Source organism: Saccharopolyspora hattusasensis, from assembly GCF_050972075.1.
Lineage (GTDB): Bacteria > Actinomycetota > Actinomycetes > Mycobacteriales > Pseudonocardiaceae > Saccharopolyspora > Saccharopolyspora hattusasensis.
On the sequence record NZ_JBPCDC010000001.1, the window covers coordinates 6,242,113 to 6,260,112 of the forward strand.

20 protein-coding genes are annotated in these 18,000 nt (G+C 69.1%); 10 read left to right on the top strand and 10 right to left on the bottom strand.

Annotation, left to right across the window (positions count from 1 at the left end):
• Positions 1-24: 24 nt before the first annotated feature.
• From cobS to ACRXBZ_RS29935, 4 genes are all read right to left on the bottom strand, one after another.
• Positions 25-780 carry an adenosylcobinamide-GDP ribazoletransferase gene (gene cobS / locus ACRXBZ_RS29920; RefSeq protein ID WP_433881908.1) on the bottom strand — a complete coding sequence of 252 codons (756 nt, stop codon included), beginning with the start codon at positions 778-780 and terminating at the stop codon, positions 25-27.
• Entirely contained in the window at positions 777-1,871 is a 1,095-nt protein-coding gene (cobT, locus tag ACRXBZ_RS29925) for a nicotinate-nucleotide--dimethylbenzimidazole phosphoribosyltransferase (RefSeq protein ID WP_433881909.1), read from the bottom strand. Before cobT ends, cobS begins: the two co-directional genes overlap by 4 nt.
• A 33-nt stretch (positions 1,872-1,904) precedes the next feature.
• Positions 1,905-2,450: a bifunctional adenosylcobinamide kinase/adenosylcobinamide-phosphate guanylyltransferase gene (gene cobU, locus ACRXBZ_RS29930; RefSeq protein WP_168587258.1), complete on the bottom strand. Its 546-nt coding sequence runs from the start codon at positions 2,448-2,450 to the stop codon at positions 1,905-1,907.
• A 107-nt stretch (positions 2,451-2,557) separates the two neighbouring features.
• Positions 2,558-3,196, bottom strand: coding sequence for a DUF3043 domain-containing protein (locus tag ACRXBZ_RS29935; protein WP_433881910.1), 639 nt, complete (start codon positions 3,194-3,196; stop codon positions 2,558-2,560).
• A 228-nt stretch (positions 3,197-3,424) separates the two neighbouring features.
• Between ACRXBZ_RS29935 and ACRXBZ_RS29940 the strand changes: the two genes are divergently transcribed.
• Together ACRXBZ_RS29940 and ACRXBZ_RS29945 are read left to right on the top strand one after the other, a co-directional pair.
• Positions 3,425-3,790, top strand: coding sequence for a HesB/IscA family protein (locus tag ACRXBZ_RS29940; protein ID WP_168587260.1), 366 nt, complete (start codon positions 3,425-3,427; stop codon positions 3,788-3,790).
• 50 nt (positions 3,791-3,840) lie between these two features.
• Positions 3,841-4,200 carry an amidohydrolase family protein gene (locus ACRXBZ_RS29945; RefSeq protein ID WP_433881911.1) on the top strand — a complete coding sequence of 120 codons (360 nt, stop codon included), beginning with the start codon at positions 3,841-3,843 and terminating at the stop codon, positions 4,198-4,200.
• Positions 4,201-4,314: 114 nt separating this feature from the next.
• Here the strand turns inward: ACRXBZ_RS29945 and ACRXBZ_RS29950 are convergent, their stop codons facing one another.
• The gene (locus ACRXBZ_RS29950) at positions 4,315-4,527 is read right to left on the bottom strand and encodes an RNA-binding S4 domain-containing protein (RefSeq protein ID WP_433881912.1); all 213 of its coding nucleotides are present in this window, start codon (positions 4,525-4,527) and stop codon (positions 4,315-4,317) included.
• 207 nt (positions 4,528-4,734) lie between these two features.
• Between ACRXBZ_RS29950 and ACRXBZ_RS29955 the strand changes: the two genes are divergently transcribed.
• The gene (locus tag ACRXBZ_RS29955; RefSeq protein WP_168590215.1) at positions 4,735-5,661 is read left to right on the top strand and encodes a carbohydrate kinase family protein; all 927 of its coding nucleotides are present in this window, start codon (positions 4,735-4,737) and stop codon (positions 5,659-5,661) included.
• 356 nt (positions 5,662-6,017) lie between these two features.
• On the opposite strand, the gene mmuM is transcribed toward ACRXBZ_RS29955, so the two are convergent.
• A complete protein-coding gene (mmuM, locus tag ACRXBZ_RS29960; protein ID WP_433881913.1) occupies positions 6,018-6,917 on the bottom strand; it encodes a homocysteine S-methyltransferase in 900 nt (299 codons plus the stop codon).
• Between the two features lie 208 nt (positions 6,918-7,125).
• Entirely contained in the window at positions 7,126-9,054 is a 1,929-nt protein-coding gene (asnB, locus tag ACRXBZ_RS29965; RefSeq protein WP_168587262.1) for an asparagine synthase (glutamine-hydrolyzing), read from the bottom strand.
• A 265-nt stretch (positions 9,055-9,319) separates the two neighbouring features.
• Here asnB and ctaC point away from each other — a divergent pair, with 265 nt between their 5' ends.
• The 3 genes from ctaC (at position 9,320) to ACRXBZ_RS29980 (ending at position 11,297) form a co-directional block, all read left to right on the top strand.
• Entirely contained in the window at positions 9,320-10,258 is a 939-nt protein-coding gene (gene ctaC, locus ACRXBZ_RS29970) for an aa3-type cytochrome oxidase subunit II (RefSeq protein WP_190817477.1), read from the top strand.
• Between the two features lie 42 nt (positions 10,259-10,300).
• Positions 10,301-10,699, top strand: a complete 399-nt coding sequence (locus ACRXBZ_RS29975) for a cytochrome c oxidase subunit 4 (protein ID WP_010695317.1) — start codon at positions 10,301-10,303, stop codon at positions 10,697-10,699.
• 313 nt (positions 10,700-11,012) lie between these two features.
• Positions 11,013-11,297: an Lrp/AsnC family transcriptional regulator gene (locus ACRXBZ_RS29980; protein ID WP_433881914.1), complete on the top strand. Its 285-nt coding sequence runs from the start codon at positions 11,013-11,015 to the stop codon at positions 11,295-11,297.
• Positions 11,298-11,421: 124 nt separating this feature from the next.
• On the opposite strand, the gene trpD is transcribed toward ACRXBZ_RS29980, so the two are convergent.
• The 3 genes from trpD to ACRXBZ_RS29995 form a co-directional block, all read right to left on the bottom strand.
• The gene (trpD, locus tag ACRXBZ_RS29985; RefSeq protein WP_433881915.1) at positions 11,422-12,459 is read right to left on the bottom strand and encodes an anthranilate phosphoribosyltransferase; all 1,038 of its coding nucleotides are present in this window, start codon (positions 12,457-12,459) and stop codon (positions 11,422-11,424) included.
• A gap of 158 nt (positions 12,460-12,617) precedes the next feature.
• Positions 12,618-13,025 (bottom strand): response regulator, encoded by a 408-nt coding sequence (locus ACRXBZ_RS29990; protein ID WP_433881916.1) that lies wholly within the window; start codon positions 13,023-13,025, stop codon positions 12,618-12,620.
• A gap of 121 nt (positions 13,026-13,146) precedes the next feature.
• Complete coding sequence (locus tag ACRXBZ_RS29995) at positions 13,147-13,575, bottom strand: hypothetical protein (RefSeq protein WP_433884013.1); 429 nt, start codon at positions 13,573-13,575, stop codon at positions 13,147-13,149.
• 94 nt (positions 13,576-13,669) lie between these two features.
• On the opposite strand from ACRXBZ_RS29995, the gene ctaE reads away from it, so the two are divergent.
• From ctaE to qcrB, 4 genes are all read left to right on the top strand, one after another.
• The gene (ctaE, locus tag ACRXBZ_RS30000; protein ID WP_433881917.1) at positions 13,670-14,281 is read left to right on the top strand and encodes an aa3-type cytochrome oxidase subunit III; all 612 of its coding nucleotides are present in this window, start codon (positions 13,670-13,672) and stop codon (positions 14,279-14,281) included.
• A gap of 87 nt (positions 14,282-14,368) precedes the next feature.
• Positions 14,369-15,175 carry a cytochrome bc1 complex diheme cytochrome c subunit gene (gene qcrC / locus ACRXBZ_RS30005; protein ID WP_168587267.1) on the top strand — a complete coding sequence of 269 codons (807 nt, stop codon included), beginning with the start codon at positions 14,369-14,371 and terminating at the stop codon, positions 15,173-15,175.
• Entirely contained in the window at positions 15,172-16,299 is a 1,128-nt protein-coding gene (qcrA, locus tag ACRXBZ_RS30010; RefSeq protein WP_168587268.1) for a cytochrome bc1 complex Rieske iron-sulfur subunit, read from the top strand. Before qcrC ends, qcrA begins: the two co-directional genes overlap by 4 nt.
• A complete protein-coding gene (gene qcrB, locus ACRXBZ_RS30015) occupies positions 16,296-17,948 on the top strand; it encodes a cytochrome bc1 complex cytochrome b subunit (protein WP_168587269.1) in 1,653 nt (550 codons plus the stop codon). The genes qcrA and qcrB overlap by 4 nt, the downstream gene beginning before the upstream one ends.
• Positions 17,949-18,000 lie beyond the last annotated feature (52 nt).

The window sequence follows — 18,000 nt, forward strand, 5'->3', positions numbered from 1 at the left end:
CAATGGAAATTGCGGTGGACTTGGTCAGGCGATGGCCGTGGTGGCGAGGACCGCCGTGGTCGCGAGGACTGTTGTGGTCGCGAGTTCGGAGGCGGCACCTAGGACGTCTCCGGTGATTCCGCCGAAGCGGCGTCGGGTGTGCCAGGTGAGGGCGAGTAGCAGGGCTGCGGCGAGGACCACGGCGATCGCCGCGTGCCAGCCGAAGCCGACGGCGGCCACCGCCAGCAGGGCGAGCCACCAGGCGGCGACGAGCCAGGTCGGCTGGCTGCCCGCTACCAGCGCACCCATGCCTTCCGGGCGTGCCGCCGGCACTCCGGTCCGGCAGCACAGCACGAATCCCGCGCGGCCCACCGCACATGCGAGGACGACCGTCAGCGGCACGTTCGCCAGTTCGGCGAGGCTTGCCGCCTGGATGCCGAGCACGAGGATCAAAGCGACCACCGCGAACGGCCCCGCGCCGCCGTCGCGCATCACGCTCAGCGCGCGCTCCGGTGGTCCGTAGCAACCGAGACCGTCCACCGTGTCCGCCAGGCCGTCGACGTGCATACCCCGTGTGACCAGCACCAACATGGCGACGGTGAGCAGCCCGGCCAACAGCGGGGGAGATCCGAGCGCGGTCAGGGCCCAGAGCGCGGCGGTGCCGAAGGCACCGACCAGCGCGCCAACCAGGGGCGCGAACGAGATCGCCTGGCGGCAGGCGCGGTCGTCGACGCGCCGGGCGGGCACCGGCAGCACGCTCAGCCACGAAACCGCCAGGCGCAGACCGTCCAGCACCGTCACGCCGTCGGGCCGGTCGCCCCGGCTCCGGTCGGGCCGCCGACACCGGCTTCGGCGAAGGTCGCCATCTCACCGAGCACCCGCACCGCGGCGGTGACCACCGGCAGCGCCGTGAGCGCACCGGAGCCCTCGCCGAGCCGCATCCCCAGGTCGAGGACCGGGGTGAGGTCGAGGTGGTCGAGCACCAGCGGCCCGCCCGGTTCGGCGGAGCGGTGACCGGCCAGCCACCACTGCCGGGCGCCGGGCGCGAGCTCCTCGGCGACGAGCGCCGCCGCACCCACCACGACCCCGTCCAGCAGCACCGGGGTGCGCCGAACCGCGGCCTGCGCGAGGAACCCGGTCAGCGCGGCGATGTCGGCCCCCGCCGAGGTCCGCAGCAGTGCCACCGGGTCGTTCAGCACCTTGCGGGCGCGGCGCAGCGCATCCCGGATCGCGGCGGTCTTGCGCATCCAGGCGTTGTCGTCGATGCCGGTGCCGCGGCCGACCACCGCTACCGGTTCGGTCCCGGTCAGCGCGGCGATCAGCACCGCCGCCGGGGTGGTGTTGCCGATGCCCATGTCGCCGGCGATGAGCAGGTCGGCACCGGAGTCCACTTCCTCGTCGGCGATGGTGCGCCCGGCGTTGACAGCGGCGTCCACCTCGTCGGCGGTGAGGGCGTCCTCCCGGTCGATCGCACCCGACCCGCGCCGCACCTTGTGCGCGCTGACCACCGGCGGGGTGTCGGTGTTGACCGCCATGTCCACCACCCGCACCGTCGCGCCGGCGTTGGTGGCCAGCACGTTCACCGCCGCGCCGCCGCTTAGGAAATTGCTGACCATCTGGCCGGTCACGTCGCTGGGGTAGGCCGAGACGCCGTGCGCCGCGATGCCGTGGTCCCCGGCGAAGACGACCACGCGGGGGCGGGTGAAGGGGCGCGGCGGGCTGCTGCCCTGCCGGGATGCGACCCAGACGCCGATTTCTTCCAGCCGCCCCAGCGATCCGGCGGGCTTGGTCAACTGCTCGTGCCGGGCGACCGCCTGCCGCCGGGCCTGCTCGTCGGGCGCCGGTACCGCCGGGAACCCGATCGGGCCGGACTGGTTCTGGTCGGTGGACAAGCGAAAACCTCCGTTTGTTCGGCGCGTCTGGGGTCAGCGGATGCGGAGCGGAAGTCCGGCCACGAGCAGGACTACCTCGTCGGACACGTCAGCCAGCCGGGCGTTGAGTGAGCCGAGCTCGTCCCGGAACAGCCTTCCAGACCTGGTCGCCGGGACGACCCCGAGGCCCACTTCGGCGGAAACGACCACCAACCGGGCCCGGCACCCGGCGACGGCCCCGACCAACCGGGCGCAGTGCCCGGCCACCACGTCGAGTGCGCCGGGGTCGCGATCCCACGCACCGGCGTCGTCGAGCACGCCGGTCAGCCAGGTGGCCAGGTCATCCACCAGCACGGTCGCCCCGGGGCCGGCATCGGCCAGCACGCGGAGCAGCGAATCGGCATCGCCGGCCTCCACGGTCCGCCAGGTGCCGGGGCGCCGCGAGACGTGCAGGGCGATCCGCTCGGCCCACTCGGCGTCGTCGGGATCGCGCCGCGCGGTCGCGGCGTAGGTGACCGGGGAGGATTCCGAGACCAAACCCTCGGCATGCGCGGATTTGCCGGAACGAGCCCCACCGAGCACCAACGTGCGCACAGCCACCCGACGAAACCTCCGGTCCCCTTACCAACGACGTCGCAGCGACGCTACCCGGATCGATCAGATGACCGCGGTCGGTGTGACAGCCGTCGCCGAGACGAGCGCTGGGATCAGCCGATCTTGGCGATGTCCTTGGGGGTGTAGCGGGGGCGGGGGACCCGGAGCTTGCGGATCTGCATGGCCCGGGTGAAGGCGTACCAGCCCAGGGAGAACGGGCGGTCCTTGTGGTCCGGGTACTTCGCACGCACGCGCTTGTTCACGTACCGGCCCAGCAGGGTGCCCTCGACGACCATCATCGCGAGCAGCGCCATGCACGCCAGCGTCGCGTACTGCTGGACGACCAGGTTCTGCGCCAGCGTGGTGGCGAACACGATCAGCACCAGCGGCATGAACAGGCCCATCAGATGCCGCCGGGTGTCCACCAGGTCGCGTACGTAGGCGCGCACCGGACCCTTGTCGCGGGGCATCAGGTAGCGGTCGTCGCCCTGCATCATCCGCTCGCGGCGCTCCCGCGCGGCCTGCCGACGCTCATCCTTGTTGCCGCGGGCCCGTTTGATCGCCTCGCGCTGGGTCTTCGGCGGCGGCGGGACCGGGCCGCGCCGCTTGCTCTCCGCGTCCCGGCGCTTCGGCGTCGGCTTCCCCTTCTTGGGGGTGTGGTTGGTGGCATGTTCCGCCGCAGCCTGACCGGTCTCCGCATCGGACTCGGTGGTGGCGGTCTGCTCAGCGCTGCTACGGCGAAGGAACCTCACTCCAACAGGGTATTCGACGCCCCGGTCGGGGCTGCAGCAGACCGGACACCAGCGGGCGGATCCGAGATCGGGAAGCCACATCACACCAGCTTGGCGGGTAACTGTGCCACCATAGATTCAGGAGACAAAACGTAGTTCCCCCGGGCGGCGCCCGCGGGAATAGCGCGACTCCGGCTGTGGTTGCACCTCACGCCGGAATCGGACGAGCGAGACCTCTAGGGAGAGTCCATGACCGCCCCGAACACCACGACCGACGCCGAGGCGCCTGCCCACGGTGTCACGTTGACCGACGCGGCGGCCCAGAAGGCCAAGGCCCTGCTCGACCAAGAGGGCCGCGACGACATGCACCTGCGCATCGCCGTCCAGCCGGGTGGCTGTGCGGGCCTGCGCTACCAGCTCTTCTTCGACGAGCGCGCCCTCGACGGCGACGCTCGGCGAGACTTCGAGGGCCTGGGCGTGGTCGTCGACCGGATGAGCGCTCCGTACCTGCAGGGCGCGGTGATCGACTTCGTCGACTCCATCGAGAAGCAGGGCTTCACCATCGACAACCCGAACGCGGGCGGGTCGTGCGCCTGCGGCGACTCGTTCCACTGATCGAGCAAGCCGATCTGGCATGAGGCCGGTGCCCGCGGGCGCCGGCCTTCTTGCTGTCCAGGGTCCCGGGGCTGCGATCATCCTGGCGGGCGTGCCCATCCGCAGCCGGTTTCCGCCGGGGGCGCGCAGTTCGATTTCGCGCGCCCACGGGGGGCGTCTTCTGCCTGGACGCCGAACGCGTCCGCGACGGCATCGACGTCGCGAATGCGGAGGTAGACCAACGTGTCGGTCCGGACCAGGCGCTTTCCGCCGGGCAGGTGCTCGCCGGGTACACCACCGAAGCCGCCGACGGCGCCGGCGGGGAGCAGGTGGCCGCGCGCATCCGGGTTGGCGTGCGAGCGGATCTGGCGGTCGTCGACGGCGACCCGCTCACCTGCGCGCCGGACGACTGCCAGACCTCGCGTGCATGATCGTCGGCGGCCGCATGTCCACGAGGCGCTCTGACGGGAACCGGTGTCAGGTGAGGGCGCACACGGTTTCTCGGGCACGGTTTCTCAGGCACGGTTACTCGGGCACGGTGCCTCTCACAGGATGACCACTCGGACGACCTCGTTTCCGAGGACCACCTCGTCGCCTTCGACCAGTTGTTTGCCGCGGCGGGTTTCGACCGCGCCGTTGACCTCGACCTGGCCGTCCTCCAGCAGCGCCTTCGCCTCCGCTCCGTGCTCGACGAGGCCCGCCAGCTTCAACAGCTGCCCGAGCCGGATCATGTCGTCCCGGATCTCCACTTCGCGCATACCGCCATTGTCCGCCGCGCGCCTGGCACGCCGCCGAACCGGGCAGGGCGGTGCCGCTCGGTGCGCGCGCGATCACCCGCAGCCACGTTCGGTGAGTCGCGAGGACCGTTCCGGCGTGCTGTATTGACTGCGGGCCCAGCCGCGCGAACCACCAGGAGTTGTGCCGTGCAAGTCGCCGTCACCGGAAGCATCGCCACCGACCACCTGATGCACTTCCCTGGCCGGTTCACCGAGCAGCTCGTCGCCGACAGCCTGGAGCAGGTGTCGCTGAGCTTCCTGGTGGACGGGCTCGTGGTCCGGCGCGGCGGCGCCGCGGCCAATATCGCCTTCGCGCTGGGCGTCCTGCGGCAACGGCCGGTGCTGGTCGGCGCGGTCGGCGACGACTTCGCCGACTACCGCTCCTGGCTGCAGCGCCACGGCGTGGACTGCTCGGGCGTGCACGTTTCGGAGGTCGCGCACACCGCTCGGTTCGTGTGCACCACCGACGACGAGTTCAACCAGATCGCGTCCTTCTACGCAGGTGCGATGTCGGAGGCCCGCAACATCGAGCTGGCCCCGGTGATCAGCTCCACCGGTGCCAACCTGGTGCTGATCAGCCCGAACGACCCGCAGGCCATGCTTCGGCACGCCGACGAGTGCCGGCACCGCGGCTACCGGTTCGCCAGCGACCCGTCGCAGCAGCTCGCCCGGCTCAGCGGGGAGCAGGTGCGCCGGGTGGTCGAAGGCGCGCACTACCTTTTCACCAACGAGTACGAATGGGGCCTGCTGCGGCAGAAGACCGGATGGACCGATGCGGAGGTGCGGCAGCTGGTCGGCACCCGGCTCACCACCCTCGGCGCGAGCGGGGTGGAGGTCGTCACCGGCGGCGAGCGGCTGCTGGTGCCCGCGGTCGCGGAGCGGGAGAAGGTCGACCCGACCGGGGTGGGCGACGGTTTCCGGGCGGGCTTCCTCGCTGGTGTCCAAACAGGACTGTCTTTGGAGCGTGCCGCGCAGCTGGGGTCGTTGATCGCCGTGCACGTCCTGGAGGTGACCGGGACGCAGGAGTGGACCCTCGACCACGGGCGCGCCCAGCAGCGCTTCGCCGACGCCTTCGGCGCCGAAGCGGCGGCGGAGGTCGCCCCGCTGCTCGGCTGAGCGATGCTTCGGCTGGTCAGGCCCGTGAGTGCTGCTCGCGGCTGTTGAGCCTGTTTAGGAACTCGTTCTGCCTGGAGGTTCCGGTGGCTGCCCCGGCGGGAGCGGTGTGGTTCTGCCTTGCCAATTTGTGTGAGGCGAACGGCCTGTACACCACCGTAGGCGGCACGAACGATCCGTTCGCTTCAACCAGCGCATTCCAGAACATGCTCTGCGGCACCCGAAGGCGTTCCCGGGCGATCAGCTGCGGAAACGTCATCCAGGGATGGCCGGGGCCGTGTCCATGTCGGACAAGACCAAGTGATTCTGCAAATATCCGGTAAATGTTTGGCCTCGGTGGCGGACGGCGCACCGCCCGATCAGGCAGCCGGATCAGTCAGCGCGTCCGCCACCGCCGTGATGTCCTCCGGGCGCACCCGGCAGCAGCCACCGATGACGTGGGCGCCCGCCGCGCGCCAGCCGCGGGCCTGCTCCGCCGACAGCCGGGCGCGGCCCGTCCACGCGCGCCGCTGCGCGTCCCAGCCCTCTCCGCTGTTGGGGTAGACGACGATCGGCTTTTCCACCGCGGCGCGGGCGGTCTCGATCGCGGTCAGCACGTCGTCCGGCGCCGAGCAGTTGACCCCGACCGCGATGATCGCGTCGCTGTCCGCCGCCACGGCGAACGCTTCCGCCAGGGGCTGGCCGGCCCGGGTCTGCTCGCCGCTGATCGTGAACGACAGCCAGGCCGGGACGTCCAGGTCGGCGACCGCGTCCACCAGCGCTTCCGCCTCGTCCACGTCCGGAACGGTCTCCAGGGCGAAGACGTCCGGGCGAGACTCCGCGAGCACCTCCAGCCGCGGCCGGTGGAAGTCGTGCAGCTCGCGCTTCGTCAGGCCGTACCGGCCCCGGTACTCCGAGCCGTCTGCCAGCATCGCGCCGTACGGGCCGATCGACGCCGCCACCCAGCGGTGCCGGCCCGGCTCCACTTCGCCGGCCAGCCGGGCCAGTTCCACGCTCCGCCGCATCAGCTTCGCCGCCTCGGCGCGCTCGATGCCGTGCTCCGCGAACCCCTCGAAGCTCGCCTGGTAGCTCGCGGTCGTCGCGATCTCCGCGCCCGCCCGGAAGAACGCGGCATGCGCCGCGACGATCTCCTCCGGCGCATCCGCCAGCAGGCGCGCCGACCACAACGCATCGGAGAGGTCGTGGCCCTGCGCTTCCAGCTCAGTGGCCAGGCCGCCGTCCAGGATCATCGGTGCGCCGCTGAGGCTGAACGCGTTCATGCGCTCAGCGTAGTCGCGCACGGTGCTGGCCGGTTGTGCACAAGGTCGCTACTCGACTCGTCCGCGACAACCAAGTGGTCGTGATTGAAGACCTCTCCGTGAACAGCTCCAACAAGAACAACTGCGTGGTGACGATGCCGACCAGGAACGCGAACGGCCCGTTCGCCTCGGTAGGTGAGGTGAACGGGCCGGTCGCTGCGGTGAGCCGTCAAAGGCGGACCGGGTAATGGGGCTCAGGAACCTCGGGGGACAGGCGTCCCTCGACGAAGATCCCGTGCCACAGCATGAACACCAGCAGCGCCCAAAGGCGGCGGCTGTGGTCCAGCACACCGGAGCGGTGCTCCTCCAGCAGCTGCAGCACCGCGGTGCGGTTGAGCAGGTGGTCAGTCTGGGACTGCTGGATGATGTTGCGCGCCCAGTCGTGCATCTCGTCGCGCAGCCAGTGCTTGATCGGCACCGGGAACCCGAGCTTGCGGCGGTTGATCACGTGCGCGGGCACCACCTGGTACATCGCCTGGCGCAGCGCGTACTTGGTGGTCTCCTTGGTGATCTTCTGCTCCAGCGGGATGCCGCTGGCGACCCGGAACACCTCCGTGTCCAGGAACGGCACCCGCAGCTCCAGCGAGTTGGCCATCGTCACCTTGTCGGCCTTGACCAGGATGTCGCCGCGCAGCCAGGTGAACAGGTCCACGTGCTGCATCCGGGTCACCGGGTCCCAGCTCGCCGACTGCCGGTACGGGCCGGCCGTGACGTCCTTGTGGGACACGCCCGGGTCGAAGCTGCGCATCACGCCGCGCAGCTGGTCGTCGCGGAAGATGCGCGCGTTGCCGTAGTAGCGCTCCTCCAGGCTCAATGCGCCGCGGCGCAGCAGGTCCTTGCCCCGCACGCCTTCCGGGATGGCGGTCGACACGCGGCCCATCGCCTTGCGCAGCGCCCCCGGCACCTTCTCGAACGGCGCCAGCGACAGCGGCTCCCGGTAGATCGTGTAGCCGCCGAACAGCTCGTCGGCGCCCTCGCCGGAGAGCACCACCTTGACGTGCTGACGGGCCTCTCGTGCGATGAACCACAGCGGCACCAGCGCCGGGTCGGCCACTGGGTCGTCCAGGTACCAGATGATCAGCGGCAGCGTCTCCATCATCTCCTCGGCGGAGACGGTGCGGACGACGTGCTTGACGCCGATCGCCGCGGCCGACTCGGCGGCCACGTCCACCTCCGAGTAGCCCTGCCGCTCGAAACCGGTGGTGAAGGTGATCAGGTTCGGGTTGTGCTCCTTGGCCAGCGCCGCGATCGCCGTGGAGTCGATGCCGCCGGAGAGGAACGAACCAACGGTGACGTCCGCGCGCATGTGCTTGGCGACCGAGTCGCGCATCACGTTGACGATCTCGTCGTGCAGCCGTCGCGCGTCGGCGTCGGTGTTGACCGGCCGCGAGTGGAAGTTCGGCTGGAAGTACCGCTCGGTGACCAGCTGGCCGCCCGGGGAGACGGTGAACGAGGTCCCCGACTCGATGCGGCGGATCTGCCGGTGCAACGACTCCGGCTCCGGCACGTACTGCAGCACCAGGTAGTGCTGCAGCGCCTTGTGGTCCAGCTCCTCGCCGATGCGCAGCGTGCTCGCCAGGCTCAGCAGGCTCTTCTTCTCGCTGGCGAACGCCACGCCACCCGGCCCGGCCGCGTAGAACAGCGGCTTGATGCCGAACGGGTCGCGCGCGCCGAAGACCACCTTGCGCTCGTTGTCCCAGATCAGGAACGCGAACATGCCGCGCAGCCGGCCGACCACCGAAGTGCCCAGGTAGTGATAGGCGGCGACGATCACTTCGGTGTCGCCGTCGGTGCTGAACCGGGCGCCGAAGCGCTCGATCAGCTCGGCGCGGAGCTCCAGGTAGTTGTAGATCTCACCGTTGAAGTTGATGGTGTAGCGCCGCGGGGTCTCCGGCGGGCCCCACGTCAACGGCTGGTGGGAGTGCTCCAGGTCGATGATCGACAGCCGGTTGAAGCCGAAGACGACCTCACCGCCGTGCCAGGTGTCGCTTTCGTCCGGGCCCCGGTGTCGTTGACACGGCAGCGCGTTGGCCACCGCGTTAACGGCGAAGCCGGCGTTCTCTTCGGTGGGACAAACAAGTCCAAGCAGGCCGCACACGCGTCTGGTGCACCTCTTCGAGTCGGCGGTGTCGTCTTTCCAGCCCCCCACAGCTCGCCCCAGTATGCCGTCCGCTCGCCCGCGCGCTGCACGCGCGGGGCGGCAATCCGGGCCTGGCCGCGATCTACGCCCCCGGAGCAGTATCGCGGCTACACCTGGGCTACGCTCTGCGCAGGATTCCGGCGGCAGATCTCCGGCTTCGTCCGCGGACGGACGGCGATCACCAGGCCGCAGCGGTGAGTTTTGCACGAGGAGGCGTCGCGCAGTGGGCCTGAAGGAGGGGACCCGAGTGCCACGGCTGGTCAAGGTCGCTGGTCTGATCGGCCTGGTTGGTGTCGCGGCCACGGGCTGCACGACCGACGAGGTCCTGCGGTTCGGCTGGCCGGAGGGGGTCACCCCGCAGGCCGAGGCGATGCGGAACCTGTGGACCTGGTCGGTCATCGCGGCACTCGCGGTGGGTGTGATGGTGTGGGGGCTGATCTTCTGGACGGTCGCCTTCCACCGCAAGAAGAAGGGTGACGAGGAGCTGCCCCGGCAGTTCCAGTACAACCTGCCGCTGGAGCTGATCTACACGGCGATCCCGTTCGTGATGGTGGTCGTCCTGTTCTACTTCACGGCCGTCACCCAGAACACCGTGCTGGCCAAGCCGGCCAACCCGGACCAGCGGGTGAACGTGGTCGCGTTCCAGTGGAATTGGGAGTTCAACTACCCCGGTTACAAGACCCCGGACGGGCAGCCGGTCCGCACCATCGGTAGCAGCAGCGAAATCCCGCTGCTGGTCGTACCGGTCGGCCAGCGCGTCGAGTACAACATTCGCGCGACCGACGTGATCCACTCGTTCTTCGTGCCGGAATGGCACTTCAAGCGGGACACCTTCCCGGACCCGGAGAAGAACAACCAGGACAACGTCTTCCAGAACACCGTCGAGCGCGAAGGTTCGTTCGTCGGCCGGTGCGCCGAGCTGTGCGGCACCTACCACTCGATGATGAACTTCGAGGTCCGGGCGCTGTCGACGGACAAGTTCGACCGGTACATGCAACTGCGGACGCAGGTCAACCCGCAGACCGGCCAGCCGTACACCACCGCCGAGGCGCTGGGCGCCATGAACTGCGGTGAGCTGTGCACCCCGCACGCGGTCACCGGTGTTCCGTTCAACACCGACCGCACCGGCGGAGTGCCCTCCGGGCAGAGCGGGACCAAGTAGGGGTGCCCTCGGCAGGGCGTACGGCGTGAGAGCGAGGACTCCATGAAGGTCGAATCCAAGATCTTCAACTACATCACCATCTTCTTCTTCCTGTCCGCGATCGTGTACGGGGTCTGGGCCAAGGAGCCGGTCGGCACCGTGGCGCTGATCCTGGTCGGCGGGCTGTCCCTGATCATCGGCAGCTACTTCTCGTTCGTGGCGCGCCGCATCGAGGACCGGCCCGAGGACAACCCGGACGCGGAGATCAGCGACGGTGCCGGTGAGCTGGGCTTCTTCAGCCCGGGCAGCTACTGGCCGGTGGGCCTGGCGGCCTCCGCCGCCTTCGCCGGTCTGGCCCTGGCGTTCTTCCACGTGTGGATGATCGTCATTGCCGTCGGCTTCGTGCTGATCATGGTGGCCGGGCTGGTGTTCGAGTACCACACCGGTCAGAGCCACCACTGACGACGACACCGAGCGCAGGCCCCCGAGTCCACCGGACCCGGGGGCCTGCGCGGTTTAAGAGCCTGTCGGCGAATGCCGTCCGCGCCTTTGGAAGCGGCGTAGCCGCTTGCATTCACCTTGCCAAGACGACCATCGGCGGGTTCTGAGAGGTTTTCTGGCGAGGACGGCCCCTCCGCCGCGTATTGGACATACATCAGGAGGGGCACCCGCAGTCCAGGGAACCTCTCTCAGGTTCCGCTAAGCGACCACCCACCCAGACCATTCACCACCCGACCTAAGATCTTCCAGTACCGCTGCAGCAGGAGGTTTTGCCGTGATCACCGCGATCGTGCTGATCCAGACCGCCGCCGATCGCCTCGCCGAGGCGGCCCAGGAGATCGCCGACCTGGACGGCGTCGACGAGGTCTACTCCTGCGCGGGCGACGTGGACCTGATCGCCATGCTGCGGGTGTCCCGCCACGAGGACCTGGCCGAGATCGTGCCCGGCCGGATCAACAAGGTCGAGGGCGTCCTCGACACGGACACCCACATCGCGTTTCGCTCCTACTCCCGCAGGGACACCGAAGCGGCGTTTTCCATCGGCATCGAAGAGGAGTGACCTCGCAGTTTCGATTGAAACTGCGCTTGAAGGAGCCTGACGGACCACAGTTTCAATTGAGACTGTGGTCCACCGAAGTGGTGGCATGGCTTCAATTGAAACTGTGATCTGGTCCGGCACCAGGTCAGGCGCGGAGGGCTGTGGAGCGCGCAGCCCAGCGGTCCAGGAGGTCTGCGGCGGCACCGGAGTCGATCGCGTTCGCCGCGCGCTCCAATCCGGCGTTGAGCTGGTCGCTGAGGTTCGTTCCGGGGCCGTCGTAGGCCGCCGCCGCGCCGGCCGCGTTCAGCAGCACAGCGTCCCGCACCGGGCCCGTGGCGCCGCCCAGGAGATCGCGGACCGCTTTCGCGTTGACCGTCGCGTCGCCGCCCTGAAGGTCCTCCGGGCGGCTGCGGGCGATGCCGAACTCCTGCGGGTCGATCCGGTCCTCGCGGACCGCGCCGTCGTGCACCACCCACACCGTGCTGCCGGCAGTGGTGGTGATCTCGTCCATGCCGTCGTCGCCGCGCACCACCAGCGCGGAATTGCCGCGGGAGGCGAACACCTCGGCCACCACCGGTGCCATCCGGGAGTCGGCGCAGCCGATCAGGCCCGCCGCCGGGAGCGCCGGGTTGGTCAGCGGCCCGAGCACGTTGAACGCCGTCGGAATGCCGATCTCGCGCCGCGCGCCGCCCGCGTGCTTGAACGCGGGGTGGAACACGGGCGCGAAGCAGAACCCGATGCCGATCTCCTCGACGCAGCGCCGCACGCCCTCGGGCGGAAGGTCGATGGCCACGCCGAGCTCCTCCAGCACGTCCGCGGTGCCGCACTTCGACGACGCGGCCCGGTTGCCGTGCTTGACGACCGTGATGCCGGACGCGGCGAGCACGATCGAAGCCATTGTGGAGATGTTCACGCTGCCGGATCGGTCACCGCCGGTGCCGACGATGTCCACCGAGCGCTGCGTGATCTCCAACCGCCGGGCGTGCGCGAGCATCGCGTCGGCCATCCCGCGCACCTCGGCGGGCGTCTCGCCCTTGGCGCGGAGCGCGACCACGAAGGCCGCGACCCGCGCGGGCGAGGCCTCCCCGGACATGATCAGGTCCATCGCCCAGGCGGTTTCCTCCGCGGAGAGATCCTCACCCGCGACCAGGCTGCCCAGCAGTCCTGCCCAGTTTCCCGCCATGGTTTCCACGTTCTTCACTCCGTCTTCAACAAGCGGCGGCGGTCCCGACGCGGTGCAACGGACACTCCACGAGCCGCGCACCCAAGGACGCAGCGCCGGTGCCTCCCGAAAGGGGAGCGCGGACCGCGCCGCTGCGCCAATCATCCCGCAACGTCAGGTCAGGCGGGTACCGGCTTGCCCTGCGAACGCAGGACCTCGGCGACGGTCTCGGCCGCGGCCAGCGGGTCCAGCGGGTGCACCAGGACCGCGTCGGCCTGCGACCAGGTCGCCAGCCATCGGTCGTCCTTGCGGCGCACAGCGACCACCACCGGCGGGCACTGCGCGATCTCGTTCTTCAGCTGCCGGGACACGCCCATGCCGCCGGTCGGCTGCGCCTCGCCATCCAGGATCACCAGGTCCGCGTGGCCCGCGTCGACCTCGCTGAGCACGTCCGCCACGGTCCCGGTCTCGATGTAGTGCAGCCTGGCGAGATCCGGGGCCGGTCGGCGCCCGATCGCCGTGATGATCGCCTCCCGGATCTCGGGGCGATGGCTGAACACGAGAACGTTCGTGGTCGGTGTGCTCATCACTAGCTCCTCGCGGGTCGGCGCAGGATGGGGCGGTGGGACCGCCGTACATCTCCGGATGCTATCCGCCCGACCGGGGCGAACAGTAGTCGCCCAGGCAAATCGATCAACCAGAAGTCGATCAGTTCGGGTCGGGTTGCAGGGCGTCCCAGCCGAAGGACTGACCGCCGTGGCGCTGGGCGAGCCCGGCCATCCGGGAACTCTCCTGTGAGCAATGCAACGCGTCGAGTCGCTGGACACGCAGCGCGACCAACGCGGTCAGGCCTGGCGCGGCGAGCTCGCTACCCCGCCCACCTGGGCGAAGTTCCCAGCCGTCGGCGTCCAGCAGGACCCGGGCGGCCTCGATCGAGCACTCCGGAAGGGCCAGGTGGTGGCGCAAGACCGCAGGTAGTTCGGGCTGCCAGCGCTCGGCGCGGGCGAGGGCGGCCGAGGCGGCCTCGGTTTCGTCGAACGCGGTCACGACGACCTCCAGCGCGGGATCGTCGACGCTGGTCACGGGCCTGCTGCGGGCCCTGCGGGCGGCCCAGAAGGCCGACCACCGTGCGTGGATGCTTTTCACAGTGCGTTACCTCCGGGGTGCAATCCGACCACCCTGCGGCTGACGGCCGGACCCGAAGGCGCGAGGGGAAAACGTGCAAGACATAATGCGTCGCGTGACAACGGCAGCGCCCTCAATCAGTCAACGCGTGCACTCGCTGAACCGGCCGAACATGGTCAGCGTAGGCACCATCGTTTGGTTGGCCAGCGAGCTGATGTTCTTCGCTGGGCTCTTCGCCATGTTCTTCACGGTGAAGGCGCAGAACGAGGGCGAGTGGCCACCACCGCCCACTCACCTGAACCTCCCGTACGCCCTCCCGTTCACGATCATCCTGGTGGCGTCCTCGTTCACCTGTCAGTGGGGCGTGTTCGCGGCGGAACGGGGTGACGTCTTCGGCCTCCGCCGGTGGTACGTGATCACGCTGATCATGGGCACGTTCTTCGTGCTCGGGCAGGCCGGTGAGTACTACACGTTGGTCACCGAGCACGCGACCACGATCGCGTCGTCGGCCTACGGGACGGTCTTCTACATGACGACCGGCTTCCACGGGCTGCACGTCATCGGCGGGCTGATCGCCTTCATCTTCCTGATCATCCGGACGAAGCTCAGCAAGTTCACGCCGGCCCAGGCCATCGCCGCCATCGTGGTGTCGTACTACTGGCACTTCGTGGACATCGTGTGGGTCGGCCTGTTCGCCGTGATCTACCTCGTCCCATGACGGCTGAAGCAGGGTCCCATTGATCGGCTTTTTCTCACGAGGTCGAAACCGAACACCCCGAACCGGACAGCAAGGGTTGCCGCTCTCATGACCACCAACAAGAAACGGAACCGCGCGGGCTCGCAGCTCAAGCGGCGGATCTCCGGTGTACTGGCGTTGGGCATCGCGCTGGTGGGTGCCGGCGGGTTGTACACCGTCGTGACTCCCGAGCCGCAGACCGCGCACGCCGCTGCGGACCCGGCTCTGGTGAGGCAGGGCGAGCAGCTCTACAACAACGCCTGCATCTCCTGCCACGGTTCGAACCTGCAGGGCGTCCAGGACCGCGGACCGAGCCTGGTCGGCGTCGGCGAGGCCGCCGTGCACTTCCAGGTCGCCACCGGCCGGATGCCGATGGTGCGCCAGGAAGCGCAGGCGATGCGCAAGCCGCCGAAGTTCAACCCGGAAGAGATCGACGCGCTGGCCGCCTACGTGCAGACCTACGGCGGTGGGCCGGAGTCGCCGAAGAAGACCGGCGAGGCGCTGCAGGGCAGCAATACCGCGCGCGGCGGCGAGCTCTTCCGGCTCAACTGCGCGTCCTGCCACAACTTCACCGGCCGCGGCATCGCGATGTCCTCCGGCAAGTTCGCGCCGAACCTGGCACCGGCCACTGAGCAGGAGATCTACGAGGCGATGCTCACCGGCCCGCAGAACATGCCGAAGTTCTCGGACCGGCAGCTGACGCCGGAGGAGAAGCAGGACATCATCGGCTACGTCAAGTCGGTCACCAACGGCAACAACAACCCGGGTGGTAACGACCTGGGCGGCTACGGGCCCGGGCCGGAGGGTGTCATCGCCTGGGTGGTCGGGCTCGGCGCGCTGATCGGCCTCACCCTGTGGATCGGAGCCAGGGCATGAGTGAGCACAACAAGACGGAATACACCGACGCCGAACTGGCCGAGATGAGCCGCGACGAGAAGGTCCGGCTCGGCCTGACGCTCGACGACGTCGAACTCGTCGAGTACCGGGACAACTGGCCCGTGCCGGGCACCCGCGCGGAGCGCCGGGCGGAGCGGGTGGTCGCCGCCTGGTTCACCCTCGCCGGCCTGTCGGCGCTGGCCTTCATCGCGGTCTTCGTGTTCTGGCCGTGGGGTTACGTGCCGCCGTCGGACGAGCGCGCGCACTTCATCTACTCGCTGTACAACCCGCTGATCGGTTTCTTCTTCGGCCTGGCGATCCTGGCCGTCGGCATCGCCGTCGTGCAGTACCAGAAGAAGTTCATCCCGCACGAGGTCGCGGTCCAGCAGCGGCACGACGGCCATGGCTCCGACGAGGTCGACCGGCAGACCACCGCCGCGCTGCTCGCCGACGCGGGCAACCGCAGCGGCATCACCCGCCGGTCGATGATCCGCCGCACCGCAGGCTTCGGTGCTGGTGCCTTCGGCGTCGGCGCGGGCGTGTTCGCGATCGGCGGTCTGGTCCGCAACCCGTGGGCGACCGAGGGGCCGGAGTCCCTGAAGCACACCGGGTGGCTGTCGGAGAACGGCGAGAAGACCTACCTGCGCCGCAACACCGGCGATCCGCACGAGATCTCCCTGCTGCGGCCGGAGGACATCGACGCGGGCGGCTTCGAGACCGTCTTCCCGTTCCGGGAGTCGATGCGGCACGACGAGCACGAGCTCGAAGCCTCGATGCGCAAGGGTGACGCGCCGGTCATGCTGATCCGGCTGCGCCCCGGCAGCAAGCCGGTCAAGCGCAAGGGCCAGGAAGACTTCAACTACGGCGACTACTACGCCTACTCGAAGATCTGCACCCACGTCGGCTGCCCGACCTCCCTGTTCGAGCAGCAGACCGGGCGCCTGCTCTGCCCCTGCCACCAGTCTCAGTTCGACGTGGTCAACACCTACGCCAAGCCGGTGTTCGGTCCGGCCACGCGGGCGCTGCCGCAGCTTCCGATCATGGTGGACGAGGACGGCTATTTCGTGGCCAAGGGCGACTTCATCGAACCGGTCGGCCCGGCGTACTGGGAGCGTAATTCATGAGTTCGATCACTCGACCGACAAAGGCGGAGAGCGCCACGTACCGCAAGGTGGCCACCGCCGCCGACGAGCTCGACTCGCGGTACCAGCTCGCCAAGGGTATGCGGCGCCAGCTGAACAAGGTCTTCCCCACGCACTGGTCGTTCCTGCTCGGGGAGATCGCGCTCTACACGTTCATCATCCTGATCGTGACGGGCGTCTACCTGACGCTGTTCTTCGACCCCTCGATGGAGGAGGTCGTCTACAACGGCGTCTACCAGAACCTCCAGGGCGTCCCGATGTCCCGGGCGTTCGAGACGACGCTGAACATCTCGTTCGAGGTGCGCGGCGGTCTGTTCATCCGGCAGCTCCACCACTGGGCGGCGCTGCTGTTCGTCGCGGCCATGGCGGCGCACATGTTCCGGGTGTTCTTCACCGGTGCGTTCCGCCGCCCGCGCGAGAGCAACTGGACCATCGGCGCCCTGCTGTTCATGCTGGGCATGTTCGAGGGCTTCTTCGGCTACTCGCTGCCGGACGACCTGCTTTCCGGCACCGGTATCCGGGCCACCCTGTCCGGCATCGTGCTGTCGATCCCGGTACTCGGCACCTGGATCCACTGGGCGCTGTTCGGCGGTGAGTTCCCGGGCACGGAGATCATCCCGCGGCTGTACGTGCTGCACGTGCTGGTGATCCCGGGCATCATGCTCGGGCTGGTCGCGGTGCACCTGGCGCTGGTCTGGTACCAGAAGCACACCCAGTTCCCCGGGGTGCGGCGCAAGGAGAACAACGTCGTCGGCGTCCGGATCATGCCGGTCTTCGCGCTCAAGGGCGGTGCGTTCTTCGCGCTGGTCACCGGCGTGTGCGCGATCCTGGCCGGTGTCTTCCAGATCAACGGGGTCTGGAACCTCGGCCCGTACAACGCGTCCCAGGTGTCGGCGGCCTCGCAGCCCGACTGGTACCTGATCTGGGCGGACGGCATCCTGCGGATCTGGCCCGCCTGGGAGCTCTACATCGGCAAGTACACCGTGCCGCCGGTGTTCTTCGCGGGTGTCATCGGCATGGGCATCCTGTTCACCCTGCTGATGACCTACCCGTTGATCGAGCGCAAGCTCAGCAAGGACAACGCGCACCACAACCTGCTTCAGCGGCCGCGTGATGCGCCGGTCCGGACCGGTCTCGGTGCGATGGCGTTGACGCTCTTCGGCGTGCTGATGATCTCCGGTGCGAACGACATCGTCGCGTTCGAGTTCAACATCTCGCTGAACGCGATGACCTGGGCCGGCCGCGTCGGCCTGCTGATCCTGCCGCCGATCGCCTACTACATCACCTACCGGGTCTGCCTGGGCCTCCAGCGCAGCGACCGCGAGGTGCTGGAGCACGGTGTGGAGACCGGCATCATCAAGCGCCTGCCGCACGGCGAGTTCATCGAGGTCCACCAGCCGCTCGGCCCGGTGGACGACCACGGCCACCCGGAGCCGCTGCCGTACCAGGGCGCTCCGGTGCCGAAGAAGATGAACAAGCTCGGCGCGGCCGGCAGCCCGGTGGCGGGCAGCCTGCTCACCCCGGACCCGATCGAGGAGACCGCGGCGCTGGAGCGGGCGCGGCACGAGGACGAGGTCCAGCAGGCGGAGCGCGAGCTGACCGCTGGCAAGCCGCAGCAGCCCACCGAGTAAGCGCAGTTCGATCGAGGCCCGGCCCCCGAGGGGTGCCGGGCCTCGTCGTTTT